General features: G+C 49.8%; 6 protein-coding genes and 2 pseudogenes. 3 read left to right on the top strand and 5 right to left on the bottom strand.

Annotated features, from left to right (window positions below; translation table 11 throughout):
- From G434_RS17850 to metG, 5 genes and pseudogenes are all read right to left on the bottom strand, one after another.
- Positions 1-3,762, bottom strand: a complete 3,762-nt coding sequence (locus tag G434_RS17850; protein ID WP_000860760.1) for a DUF4132 domain-containing protein — start codon at positions 3,760-3,762, stop codon at positions 1-3.
- 12 nt (positions 3,763-3,774) lie between these two features.
- Positions 3,775-5,784, bottom strand: a pseudogene (locus G434_RS17855) (DUF4132 domain-containing protein); the annotation flags it as partial.
- Positions 5,785-5,841: 57 nt separating this feature from the next.
- Positions 5,842-6,810, bottom strand: coding sequence for an IS5 family transposase (locus G434_RS17860; RefSeq protein WP_073970534.1), 969 nt, complete (start codon positions 6,808-6,810; stop codon positions 5,842-5,844).
- 25 nt (positions 6,811-6,835) lie between these two features.
- Positions 6,836-8,638, bottom strand: a pseudogene (locus G434_RS17865) (WGR domain-containing protein); the annotation flags it as partial.
- 140 nt (positions 8,639-8,778) lie between these two features.
- Entirely contained in the window at positions 8,779-10,812 is a 2,034-nt protein-coding gene (metG, locus tag G434_RS17870) for a methionine--tRNA ligase (RefSeq protein ID WP_001306372.1), read from the bottom strand.
- A 131-nt stretch (positions 10,813-10,943) separates the two neighbouring features.
- Between metG and apbC the strand changes: the two genes are divergently transcribed.
- The 3 genes from apbC to G434_RS17885 all read left to right on the top strand — a co-directional run bounded on the left by apbC (position 10,944) and on the right by G434_RS17885 (position 13,434).
- Positions 10,944-12,053, top strand: a complete 1,110-nt coding sequence (gene apbC / locus G434_RS17875; RefSeq protein WP_001005448.1) for an iron-sulfur cluster carrier protein ApbC — start codon at positions 10,944-10,946, stop codon at positions 12,051-12,053.
- 262 nt (positions 12,054-12,315) lie between these two features.
- On the top strand, positions 12,316-12,597 hold the full coding sequence (locus G434_RS17880; RefSeq protein WP_001046488.1) for a YehE family protein: 282 nt from the start codon (positions 12,316-12,318) through the stop codon (positions 12,595-12,597).
- A 294-nt stretch (positions 12,598-12,891) separates the two neighbouring features.
- Positions 12,892-13,434, top strand: coding sequence for a fimbrial protein (locus G434_RS17885; protein WP_000830468.1), 543 nt, complete (start codon positions 12,892-12,894; stop codon positions 13,432-13,434).
- Positions 13,435-13,511: the final 77 nt, after the last annotated feature.

Raw genomic sequence — 13,511 nt, 5'->3', positions numbered from 1 at the left:
TTATTCAAACAGGGCTTCAATATCGTTAATGAGTTCGCTGGCGGTGATGTCGTCGAGCACGGAGAACTGCGCTTCCTGTGTTGAATGACTCCCCCAGCCATAGCTTTCCGCTTTGCCTTCCCATAGCCACAGCTTGCTTAAGAGTTGCTCGGCACTGAGTTCGGCTGGCGACATGCCGACCGCAAAACCTTCATCGATTTCCATGATTAACGACCAGCGGCCCAGAGGTTTGATCATCCAGCCGATCCAGCCTGCATCCAGCGGGGTGCCCTTTATCCAACCTTTATTCGCCAGTCCCATGACCCGACCGCTCGGGCATTTTCTGCCTGCCCAGCGGATCAATTCGCTGGCATTGCGCTCGGTTTCTGTCAGGGCGTAACTGTTACGGTCGAGCTGGCGAAACGGCGGTAGCAGTTCGTAGTCGGCAAAAAGCTGACCAAAGGCGGCAGCATCCGTGGGTGATATTTCCAGAACGTGAGGAATACCAACAGAGATATCGCCTTCCGGCAGGGTGAAAAGATCATCGTCTGCGGTGCTGTAGCTGTTATCTTCCGCCACGCGAAAGCAAGCCAGTAGCTCGTTTTCGGTGCTATAAACGCCCCAAATCAGACGGCGGGTTAAGTGACGAACCAGCGGATGCTCAACCAGGAAGAGCTGAAAGTTTTCCGGCGACCAGCGGCGGCGCAGGCACATGGCGGATTCCAGCCTTGCTACCTGCTGGGCGGCGACGGTACGCGCATCTTTTTTCAGCAATTTGTAGCGGTTAACCGCATCGTTCGACCGCGATTCATCATCGCTTTTGTTCGGTTTGGGTAAATCTTTCAGGCGGCTGCCGGAAGCATCGCGCATAAACGGTTTTAAGGTTTCATCAAAGCTGACGGTGAACTGACGTGGCCCGAAATCCAGCAGTAGCGAACCGTTATCATCCAGTCCCAGATCCGGGGCCAGGCGATCTTCAAGCTCCGCCACCGTGAGTTCGCGGCTCTCGGCAATGTCGGCAATTTTCTCTTTCGCCCGCTCCTGTAAGGCTTTGAATTTCAGTTTCTGGGCGATGCCGTTAAGCTGCATCAGGGCGATATCGCTGCTGATAGCGGCGAGGATATCAAGCCCGACGGTGGCGCGTTTATGCTGGGATTCGCCAGGCCAGGCGCGAATCAAAGGCGTCAGTTTGCGGGCGGTGTCATCGTTGCCGAGAACACCTAACGCAGTGAATGCCCAGCTTTCTTTAGACGGTGCGCCAGCGGTCTGCCAGGCGGTAAACAGATCCCAGGCAAATTCAGCCAGTGAGTCGGCGGTACAGGCGGCTTTCACCTGCAATAATCCCGGATACAGTGCCTCTTCCTGAGGGAAGCGGAGCATTTCACCGAGGCGTAGGAGGGCGCTATCTGGCAGTGATTGGGCATTTGCTTTTAATACCGGGCGGGTCCAGAGCGATGGCTGATAAAAGGCCGGAAGAGTGGGGATTTTTGTCGGGTGATTATCTAAGGCATCGAGCGCAAGCAGAGCGTTCACCGCATCGGTTACTTCCGGCTGGTTATAACGCCGGGCGATTTCTTGCAGTAATGGCTGATGACCGTTTTCGGTAAGCATACGCAAGGCAGCGCGGGCGTTATCCTGGGCTTCACCGGCTTTGCCGAGCGCCGCGGGCAGCAGGCCGGTAATGGCGTGTTCCGGGTATTTCAGCAGCCAGCTACGGGCGTCTTGTCGTAGGGTTTTGAGTTTGTTGAAGGCGCGGGCGATCAGTGGCGCTAATTCGATAGCCGCAAAATATTGTGCTACAGGCAGAGCTTCTTGTGGATAGCGTGAAAAGGAGTGAATAAAACCCTGTAACCCAGCGAGTTGCAGGTGCGTCATGACAAACTCGACACCGACGTGTGGCTCTTTACTGAGGACATTCCACGCCTGCGCTGTTTTTTCGATAGGCAGGGCGGCTAACATGTAAAGTTGCCATTCCCGTTGATAGGAGTGCCAGAAGGTTTTAAATTCGCTGATTAGCGCAGAATAATCTCCCCTCTGCCAGAGTTCTACAACAGCATCAGACGCTTTCATATACTGGCCATTATTCCAGCGATTGAAACCCAGACGTGTCAGGTAGTTCTGAATATCCTCTTTTTGGCCGATGTCTATTTGATGTGCGTGCCAGCGATGCCTTGCATGAATCTCTTTTTCTGCCGTCTCGGTCAATGTGCAGCATGACTCCAGCGGTAATGGCGTTAAATCCAATACCGGCATTACAGATTTTTTCTTTTTCGAAAGCCAGGGCGGTGAGACTAATATGGCTGGCAGCATATCGGCGCTGGCATGGTTTGAGGGCTGTTTCAGTTGTTGCTGGCATGATTTCAGTACGGCAACTGCGGGTGTCGAGAGCCAGGGAATGACCTGTTCTGCTAGTATCGGTTGCGAGATAAGCATCGTCATTAGCATCATGCGCCAGCGCTTTTCATCTTTTTGTGCCAGAAGTTCTGCTAATGCCGCCAGCGCTGCGTGTGGGAAGCGAACGAAAGCCTTTGTCATGCGATCGTGGCAACGCTTTCCTTGCTCGCTTGCATGGATAAGTAGTGTAAGTGCCTGCGGGTGGTTGATATGCATCAACACTTCACCACATGTGTCACCAGTAGCGTAATGGGCAAAACGGGCCAGCGCAGTGGCTCCTTGCTCCTGGAGTGCTGTCGCACACCAGATGTTACCGCCATAGTAATCATCAAATACCTGCCCAGGCTGTCCTGGATAGTATTTTTCCAGGTCTGCTAATACCTGAGCATCGGTGACCGTCAGTTTTAGCCATTCCAGCGCATATAACCCTTTTTGCCCGCAAAAATGTCTGGCAATCTCATGAGCTACTTCTGGTTTTTCCGGCAACAATAGTGCAACCAGCGGCTGGTGCCAGGCGGGCATGTTTCCGAGAGCGGCAATCAGTTTGTCGGCGCAGCGCTGCCATACATCGTCATTTGCAAGTGAGAAATGCTTACGCAGGCGCATTTCAACCGAGGCAAAGCGCAACAGATAGCCAGGCTGCCTGTCATCCGGGGTGAACGTAATAAGATGGGCATCATAATCCCAGTCGAAGCGGATGAATTGCAGTGCAATGACAACCTCAGTGGCATATTCCAGACCACCTTCCTGGACAATTTGATCCATTAACTCTTCGTGATCGTTACGATTGAAGCCTTGTTCCAGCGCAACCAGTACCGCCAGAACCATCGGTGGTAGCGTGGTGCTAATCGGCGAGTCGATAAGGCCCACTGCTTGTGTTATCGCCTGCTGCCAGTCCAGTGAACAGGTGCTGTAATCGAAGGTGATCACCTTTTTAAAACGTCGGTGAGTATTCGCGGCGACGGAGCGTAGCAGAGTTAATTCATTCTCCTGTGGCACAGGATCGCCAGGCCAGCGTCGATGACTTAGTGTGGTTGGCGCAACCTCTGTCGGTAAAATGATTTGGGCGTCGTCTGCCAGCCAGGGGAGGTTGTCTCCAACAAATACTGGTTTGTCTTGTGGCAAAGGGGCTATTTCGGGGCATTCGATAACCTGGACGGGGACAGATGTCGGTGTTATCACGGATACTTCTTCTACGTAGCCCTTTTTTGTTTTCTCCGCAATCAACTTCAGTTCCGCTTTTTCCGCCGCCGCAGCATCAGCAAAGCTTTTTACCTGACTTTGCCCGTTGGTGCTGACTTTACCCCAGCTAATATGCAGCTCGTTTCCCTGCTGCTCCACCGCCCAGAATTTATGTGATTTTTCGTCCTGATAAATATAGGTTTTCATTGCTAAATCCTTTTAATCAAACAGTGATTCAATATCGTTAATCAGCTCGCTAGCGGTGATGTTGTCGAGCACGGAGAAAGTGGGGGAGGATTGTTTACCGTAGCGATCATAAGAGGCAGTGATTTTTACGCTTTCGACAGGCAGCAGGTCGCTATACCCCGTTTCGCCATAAATTAATGAAAAATGTTCTGTTTCAAGTTCGAGAGCGCCATAAGGGGTAGATTTGCGCATCGCATAGACGCTGCCGCTTTCTTCCAGACGTTGCCAGCCTCTGCGTTCCAGCCCGACAATGCGACCAGCCTGGCAGAGCCGTCCGTCCCAGCGTGACAATTCATGGACATTACGTTCGTTATCAGCAAGGTGGTAACTACCACGTTCGAGCTGTTGGAAAGGGGGAAGCAGTTCGTAATCAACGTAAATTTGCCTGAATGCAGCGGCGGATTCAGGGGGGATTTCCAGCACATGCGGTATACCGATGTTTCCTGCTGGCAGCGTGAATAACTCATCCTGCGCATCGCTGTAAGTGCTGTCTTCTGCGACCCGGAAGCAGGCAATCAGCGTGTTTTCCTCAGTATATACCCCCCATAACAGCCGTCGGGTTAAGTGACGTACCAGCGGATGCTCCACCAGGAACAGGCGGAACTGTTCTGCCGTCCAGCGTCTGCGCTGGCACATAGCCTGCTCCAGACGATCAACCTGCTGGCTGGCAATGGCGCGCACATCTTTCTTCAATTGTTTAAAGAGGTTAACGGCGTCAGTTGCCAGTGTTTTATCATCGCTCTGGTTTTGTTTGGGTAAATCTTTCAGGACCTTTCCGTTTGCATCGCGCACTACAGGTTTTAAGGTTTCGTCAAAACCAACGGTGAATTGGCGTGGGCCGAAATCAAGTGTCAGCGAGCCACTGCTATCAAGCCCTAAATCTGGAGCCAGGCGGTCTTCCAGTTCAGCCATAGTCAGCCCACGGTTTTCAGCAACTATGTTGATTTTCTCGCGGGCATGTTCCTGTAATGCAACGAATTTAATCTTTTTCGCAATGCCATTAAGTAGCATTAGCGCAACATCGCTGCCAATATCAGCTAATACATCCAGCCCGGACACCGCCCGTTTATGCTGGGATTCCCCAGGCCAGGCGCGGATAAGCGGGGTTAACTTACGCGCGGTGTCGTCATTGCCTAAAATCCCCAGCGAAGTAAATGCCCAGTTTTCTTTTGCGGGTGCGCCAGCTTCTGTCCATGCGGTATACAGATCCCAGCCAAAGTCAGCCAGTGATTCGCGGGTGAAGGTCTCTTTGATGGTCGCCAGCCCAGCGTAGGCGGTAATGTCGCGTGGAAAGCTCAACATTGTGCCTAGGTGGCGCATAGCGTCATCTGGCAGAGGCAGGTTGTTACTTTTAAGCCGTGGTCTGCGCCATAAGGTGAACTGATAAAAGCCGGGCGGTGGGGCGATTTTAGCGGGATATTCTTCCAGCGGATCGCTATCGAACAATGTTGCCAGCGCAGCTAAAACATCAGGTTGGTTGTATCTCCGGGCGATTTCTTCAATCGTTTCTCGCTGGTTTAATTTCACTAGCAGGCGGAGTGCCTGGCGGGCATATTCCCGATTTTGGCACGGTTTGCCCAGCGCCAAAGGCAGTAGCCCGGCGGTGGCATGGCGCGGGTTATTTGCCAGCCAATTAACGGCATCCTTGTAAGCCATTTTTTTCTGTAACCGCTGCGCCATTGGTAAGGCTAGTTCACTGGCCCCAATAAAGAGGGTGAATATCCACAGTCGTTGATGATCTCGTTGCAAGCAGGTCATAAACGCAGGAATGGCTGTACTACCAAAAACCGCCAGAATCTCTTTCTCACCTGAATATCGCTCCTCAATGATTATTTGGTTGAGAAATGAAATCGCCTGTTGTCCCGGTAAGTAACAAAGCGCAGATAGATTCCAGCTTTTGTTGGCATTGTTGTGATATTTCGCAAACTCAGCTTTTAGTGCTGGAAAATCAAAGCGCAACAACGCATCAACAGCGCTTTGCGGTGGCTTTGTTGAATAAATCAGATTTCGGGTAAGTCTCCCCCGTAGCGGGTTGTGTTTTCAGGCAATACGCACGCTTTCAGGCATACCTGCTTTCGTCATTTTGTTCAGCGCTCGTACCAGGGCCATAGCCTCTGCAACCTGACCATCGTAGTCACGCAGTGTCAGTGAACCTCCGAACAGCTGTTTTACCCGGTACATCGCCGTTTCCGCTATCGAGCGACGGTTATAATCTGTTGTCCATTTCCACCGCGCATTACTCCCGGTCAGCCGCTGATTCGCAACAGCACGGTTACGGTCTGCATATTCACCGGGCCAGTAACCCGCGCCTTTTCGGGGCGGGATAAGCGCGCTGATTTTCTTACGCCGCAGTTCATCGTGACAGAGCCGGGTGTCGTAAGCGCCGTCTGCCGATGCTGCCCTGATTTTTCTGTGAGTCTGCCGGATAAGACCCGGGAAGGCTTCTGAGTCCGTCACATTGTTCAGCGACAGGTCTGCACAGATGATTTCATGTGTTTTGCTGTCAACTGCCAGATGCAACTTTCGCCATATACGACGGCGTTCTTTGCCGTGTTTTTTGACTTTCCATTCGCCTTCACCAAAGACCTTCAGCCCGGTGGAATCAATCACCAGATGCGCGATTTCACCTCGGGTGAACGTTTTGAAACTGACATTAACCGACTTTGCGCGCTTGCTGACACTGGTGTAATCCGGGCAGCGCAACGGAACATTCATCAGTGTAAAAATGGAATCAATAAAACCCTGTGCAGCCCGCAGGGTCAACCTGAACACGCGTTTAATGACCAGAACGGTGGTGATGGCGAGATCAGAATAGCGCTGAGGTCTTCCCCGTGATGAAGGCGTTGCCGACTCATACCAGGCCTGAATAGCTTCATCATCCAGCCAGAAAGTTATGGAGCCACGGTTGATGAGGGCTTTATTGTAGGTGGGCCAGTTGGTGATTTTGAACTTTTGCTTTGCCACGGAACGGTCTGCGTTGTCGGGAAGATGCGTGATCTGATCCTTCAACTCAGCAAAAGTTCGATTTATTCAACAAAGCCCTTTGCGGTATATATTTTTTTTCATGTAAGTCATCTTCGCAATGCAGCCATTCATTAAAACCTAATTGCCAAAGGATTTGTTGTTCTGGTGTAAAAGGAATGAAAGATGTCTCCCAGCTTTCTTTTTCAATTAGTGGCAGGTCGGTAAATAAGGTTTGCTGTGATGACTGAAATTGCGCGATTTCACTGAATCTGGATATGTCAGTATGACTGATTAACTCTGTAATTCCTGGCGTGATGTCAGTGACGGCAGGGATGGGAAGCACCGGTAAATCAAATACGGGTATTACATTCGTTTTCTTATTTATTACCCACGGTGGAGCGACAAACAGCTCCGGCAACATATCCGCAGTGGCGTATTCACATTCTTCAGCGACTAACTGAGTACGACATTCAGATAAAATTCCTGCCGCTTTAGCATTAACCCTGGGAATGACGTCAGTGACTAACTCTGGCGTGGCGGTAATCAGTTTGACAAGCGCTTTACGCCACTCTTTGTCTTCATGTATTGCCAGCAAAGTAGCATAAGCGGCAAGAGCCGCAGCGGGATGTTTTTGACAGGCTTTGCTTAAGTATTCCAGGTGCTTTTTCTTGCCAATCACACCGAGGATCAGAATTTGAATCGCATCCGGGTGATTCGTTTTCCATAGCCATTTGACAAGATCTTCAGTCTCGCTGATACGCTCGAAAAGATAAGTGGGATTGTCAGAATGCTCTTCCGTAAACTCAAGAAGTATCCGGCTTACACCGCGCACCCCATTATTTGCCAGCAACATTGCCAGATAAGCGCGAAAATCATGATACAACGGTGGGAAGTCGTATTTTTCTGCTGTAGTCAGAGCGGCGTCATCGGTTACCACCAGTCTTAACCAGGTCATCGCCGGAACGTTTTGATCTGCATAACGTAGCGCCATAGCATTGGCAATATCCGGGCGTTCAGGGAGCAGTAACGCCGCAAAAGGTTGTCGTGCTGGGGATAGCGAGGGAATAGCAGCGAGTACTTTATCTACACAGCGTTGCCACTCATCTTCTGAAGCGAGTGAAAGATGATGACATAGACGTTGATGCCAACTAGGTAGCGATTCTGCTTCGTGATTAGGTGGAATGATGGTGGTTACTGCGCCTTTTACTGGTTTATATTTGAGTTGAAGAGCGAGAAGGGCGATTTCAACGGCACTTTCCAGACCACAGCGAATGACTAAGTCATCGACCAGTTCATCTTGAGAGTAAGAGTTCCAAAAGCCCCAGAGCAATGCTGCATCAGATTGCGCACTCCCTGTCGGTTGATTACCCTTAACTCGAATTTGTAACTCAGCAAAAGCCTGCTGCCAGTTTTCTGGATAAGAGCGGTAATTGTTGTCGGGATCATATGCCCTGGTGTTATTCGCGATGCGCTTCCATATTTGGCCATCTTTGTACAGATAATTGATCTCTCTGGGGCGAGAGCGATGAGGAAAAGCAAATCGATTAATATCGTCAGTGACCGGAATGACTGCATCATCAGCCAGCCATGGGCGTTTGTTTTTACTCTCAAGGGAGGTTTCAACTTCAGGAGTGGCTTTGGTGATGGGGGGGATATGCACGTTTGCTGAAGCATTTTCCACATAGCCTTTTTTCGTTTTCTCTGCGATCAGCTTAAGCTCCGCTTTTGCCGCCGCCGCAGCATCTGCAAAGCTTTTTACCTGACTTTGCCCGTTAGTGCCGACTTTACCCCAGTTAATATGCAGCTCGTTTCCCTGTTGCTCCACCGCCCAGAATTTATGTGATTTTTCGTCCTGAAAGATAAAGTGTCTCATTCTGCATCCCTGTAATTTTATCCAGTTGAATGCTGATGCTACCAGTATTTATGCGGGTTAGAGAGAGACAAAATCGCAAGAAAACAACTTTAGGAATTTATAAAGAAAAGGCGCTGTCGATGCAGCGCCTTGAAGGGGGATTATTTCACCTGATGACCCGGTTTAGCACCAGCATCCGGGCTTAGCAGGAAAATATCTTTCCCGCCAGGACCGGCAGCCATCACCATGCCTTCGGAGATACCGAAGCGCATTTTACGTGGTGCCAGGTTAGCCACCATAATGGTATGACGACCAATCAGTGCCTGCGGATCCGGGTAAGCAGAACGAATGCCGGAGAAGACATTGCGTTTTTCACCGCCGAGATCCAGCGTCAGGCGCAGCAGTTTGTCAGAACCTTCAACAAACTCTGCGTTTTCGATCAACGCCACGCGCAGGTCAACTTTGGCGAAGTCGTCAAAGGTGATGGTTTCCTGAATCGGATCATCTGCCAGTGGGCCAGTTACTGGCGTGGCAGCTGCTTTCACTTCTTCTTTAGACGCTTCCACCAGTGCTTCAACCTGCTTCATGTCAATACGGTTATACAGCGCCTTGAACGGATTCACTTTGTGGCCCAGCAGCGGTTGCTGGATACCATGCCAGGTCAGTTCTGTATTGAGGAATGCTTCTGCACGCTCGGTCAGTTTCGGCAGTACCGGCTTCAGGTAAGTCATCAGCACGCGGAACAGGTTTATGCCCATCGAGCAAATTGCCTGCAGGTCGGCATCGCGTCCTTCCTGTTTCGCCACCACCCACGGAGCCTGTTCATCGACATAACGGTTAGCCAGATCTGCCAGCGCCATGATTTCGCGGATCGCTTTACCAAATTCGCGGCTTTCCCACGCTTCACCAATCACTTCAGCGGCATCCGTGAAGGTTTTGTACAGTTGCGGGTCAGCCAGTTCGCTTGCCAGCACACCGTCAAAACGCTTGTTGATAAAGCCCGCGTTACGGGAGGCCAGGTTAACCACTTTATTCACGATATCGGCATTCACACGCTGAACGAAATCTTCCAGGTTGAGATCGATATCATCAATGCGCGAAGAAAGTTTCGCAGTGTAGTAGTAACGCAGGCTGTCGGCGTCAAAATGATTCAGCCAGGTGCTGGCTTTAATAAAGGTGCCGCGAGACTTGGACATCTTCGCGCCGTTCACCGTCACATAGCCATGAACAAACAGGTTAGTCGGCTTGCGGAAGTTGCTGCCTTCCAGCATGGCAGGCCAGAACAGGCTGTGGAAGTAAACGATATCTTTACCGATGAAGTGGTACAGCTCGGCGGTGGAATCTTTCTTCCAGTATTCATCGAAGCTGGTGGTGTCGCCGCGTTTGTCGCACAGATTCTTGAAGGAACCCATGTAGCCAATCGGCGCGTCCAGCCAGACGTAGAAATATTTGCCCGGTGCGTTCGGAATTTCAAAACCGAAGTACGGCGCATCGCGGGAGATATCCCACTGTTGCAGGCCGGATTCAAACCACTCCTGCATTTTGTTTGCCACCTGCTCCTGCAACGCACCGCTGCGGGTCCATGCCTGCAACATTTCGCTGAAAGAGGGCAGATCAAAGAAGAAGTGTTCGGAATCACGCATTACCGGCGTAGCGCCAGAAACCACCGATTTCGGCTCGATCAGTTCAGTCGGGCTGTAGGTCGCGCCGCAGACTTCGCAGTTATCGCCGTATTGATCCGGGGATTTACATTTCGGGCAGGTGCCTTTTACAAAACGGTCCGGCAGGAACATGCCTTTTTCCGGATCGTAAAGCTGAGAGATGGTGCGGTTTTTAATAAAACCGTTCTCTTTCAGGCGAGAATAAATAAGTTCTGACAACTGGCGGTTCTCTTCGCTGTGCGTCGAGTGATAGTTGTCGTAGCTGATGTTAAAGCCTGCGAAATCAGTCTGATGCTCCTGACTCATTTCGCCAATCATCTGCTCCGGAGTGATACCAAGCTGCTGAGCTTTCAGCATGATCGGTGTGCCGTGGGCATCGTCGGCGCAGATGAAGTTGACCTCGTGGCCGCGCATTCGCTGGTAACGGACCCAGACATCAGCCTGGATGTGCTCCAGCATATGGCCGAGGTGGATTGAGCCGTTAGCGTACGGCAGTGCGCACGTCACCAGAATTTTCTTCGCGACTTGAGTCATAGTAGGCATTACTTCTTAATAGTGAAAAGGGGTTAGATAGTACCAAATGGGAAAATGTTAAGTAAGTACTTCTCTATATTCTTCAGGTAAACTATCAGCTGATGGTTTATCTATACAAAAAAGGAGTCGGGATGAACGAACAATCCCAGGCCAAATCACCAGAAGCCTTGCGCGCAATGGTCGCCGGGACACTGGCCAATTTTCAGCACCCAACCCTGAAGCATAACCTCACCACGCTGAAAGCGTTGCACCATGTCGCCTGGATGGACGACACGTTGCATGTGGAACTGGTTATGCCATTCGTCTGGCATAGCGCGTTCGAAGAGTTAAAAGAGCAATGTAGCGCCGAACTGCTGCGCATCACCGGGGCGAAAGCTATCGACTGGAAACTGTCGCACAATATCGCCACCTTAAAACGCGTGAAGAATCAGCCGGGAATTAACGGCGTGAAGAACATCATTGCGGTCAGCTCCGGTAAAGGCGGCGTGGGTAAATCCTCCACGGCGGTAAACCTGGCGCTGGCACTGGCGGCGGAAGGGGCGAAAGTCGGCATTCTGGACGCCGATATCTACGGCCCATCAATACCCACCATGCTGGGCGCAGAAAATCAGCGTCCAACTTCGCCGGACGGTACCCATATGGCACCGATTATGTCTCATGGACTGGCAACCAATTCAATTGGTTATCTGGTCACTGACGACAATGCGATGGTGTGGCGTGGTCCGATGGCGAGCAAGGCGTTAATGCAGATGTTGCAGGAAACCTTGTGGCCGGATCTCGACTATCTGGTGCTTGATATGCCGCCAGGCACCGGTGACATTCAATTGACACTGGCACAAAACATTCCAGTAACTGGCGCGGTAGTGGTCACCACCCCGCAGGACATTGCGTTGATCGATGCGAAAAAAGGCATTGTGATGTTCGAGAAAGTCGAGGTTCCGGTGCTCGGTATTGTCGAGAACATGAGTGTGCATATTTGCAGTAACTGTGGTCACCATGAACCGATTTTCGGTACCGGTGGTGCAGAGAAACTGGCCGAGAAATACCACACGCAGTTGCTGGGGCAGATGCCGTTACACATCTCCTTACGTGAAGATCTCGATAAAGGCACGCCAACGGTTATCAGCCGTCCGGAGAGCGAATTTACCGCTATCTACCGCCAGCTGGCTGACCGCGTTGCAGCCCAGCTTTATTGGCAGGGAGAAGTCATTCCTGGCGAGATTTCCTTCCGCGCGGTCTAACGCGTATTAACCTTTTTGGTTGCTTTTCATACACCGCAGAGATGTTACATTGATGCGGTGTATTTGTTTTTGCCGCATTAATGAACACTTATTTAATGCTGCGAATATTCTGCGGACCTTCGTCCGAAACTCTATAAAGTCGATTGATCGTACAGGCAATGCTTCATTATCATCCTTCGTGGCTGTGTAGTGGATGTACAGCTATAGTTTGTTATGCACTCATTCTATCCAGGCATAACCTTTACTACAGGGATAACGTTCAATGAATAAGTACTGGCTGTCAGGAATTATTTTTCTTGCCTATGGAATGGCTTCTCCCGCGTTCTCTTCACAGACTGCCACATTAACGATTAATGGCAGGATCAGTCCCCCAACATGCAGTATGGCTATGGTTAATGGTCAACCTCAACAGCATTGTGGTCAGTTAACGTATGATGTTGATACCCGTCATCAGGTTTCTTCGCCAGTCAAAGGTGTAACGACAGAAGTGGTTGTTGCAGGTAGCGATAGCAAACGTCGAATCGTGTTAAATCGCTACGATTAATTTGCCACCCTGGTTTTTTAATCGGATTTAGAAAGCTGAAATCATTCGTGTGAATGATTTCAGCTTTTTTATTGATATCAATAATACCATTTACAAAAATCTGCATTAATTAATAGATGTGATAAATATTTAATATGCTTAAGTATTTGTTGTATTTATATTGCAATAGTTAATTTGTTTTAAATCAATAAAACAATGTGTTTACATTGCGGCAACTTTTTTGATGTGAGAAATTTGTTTCCAAGAGACACAGACTCTTAACAACCAAAAATAAATTTTATTAAGGAACATATTATGAAACGTTCAATTATTGCTGCCGCTGTCTTTTCTTCTTTTTTTATGAGCGCTGGGGTATTTGCCGCAGACGTTGATACCGGAACATTAACCATTAAAGGGAATATTGCAGAATCTCCGTGTAAATTCGAAGCGGGTGGCGATTCAGTAAGTATTAATATGCCAACTGTACCAACCACTGTCTTTGAAGGTAAAGCTAAATACTCGACCTATGATGATGCAGTCGGTGTAACCAGCAGCATGTTAAAAATTAGCTGTCCGAAAGAAGTTGCTGGTGTAAAACTCTCGTTGATTACCAACGATAAAATAACCGGAAACGATAAGGCGATAGCCAGTAGCAACGATACCGTGGGGTACTATCTCTATTTAGGTGATAACAGCGATGTCCTGGATGTTTCTGCACCTTTTAACATTGAGAGTTATAAAACAGCGGAAGGTCAATATGCTATTCCGTTTAAAGCAAAATACCTGAAGCTGACAGATAATTCAGTGCAATCAGGTGATGTGTTATCTTCTCTGGTTATGCGTGTGGCGCAGGATTAATAAATAAAATTTCAAGTTTCTCCAGTTAATAAACATGGCCGCTATCCCCATGGCGGCCTTTTAATTTAAGAGGCATT

It is taken from the genome of Escherichia sp. KTE172, from assembly GCF_000408845.1.
Taxonomy (GTDB): domain Bacteria; phylum Pseudomonadota; class Gammaproteobacteria; order Enterobacterales; family Enterobacteriaceae; genus Escherichia; species Escherichia coli.
The sequence above is the reverse complement of the archived record's forward strand: the minus strand, read 5'-3'. Positions and strand labels throughout refer to the sequence as shown.

What these genes read in the sequence shown, in the direction of transcription:
- G434_RS17850 (WP_000860760.1), bottom strand. Translation starts at nt 3,762, where the DNA reads ATGAAAACCTATATTTATCAGGACGAAAAATCACATAAATTCTGGGCG.
- G434_RS17880 (WP_001046488.1), top strand. Translation starts at nt 12,316, where the DNA reads ATGAATAAGTACTGGCTGTCAGGAATTATTTTTCTTGCCTATGGAATG.
- G434_RS17885 (WP_000830468.1), top strand. Translation starts at nt 12,892, where the DNA reads ATGAAACGTTCAATTATTGCTGCCGCTGTCTTTTCTTCTTTTTTTATG.
- apbC (WP_001005448.1), top strand. Translation starts at nt 10,944, where the DNA reads ATGAACGAACAATCCCAGGCCAAATCACCAGAAGCCTTGCGCGCAATG.
- metG (WP_001306372.1), bottom strand. Translation starts at nt 10,812, where the DNA reads ATGACTCAAGTCGCGAAGAAAATTCTGGTGACGTGCGCACTGCCGTAC.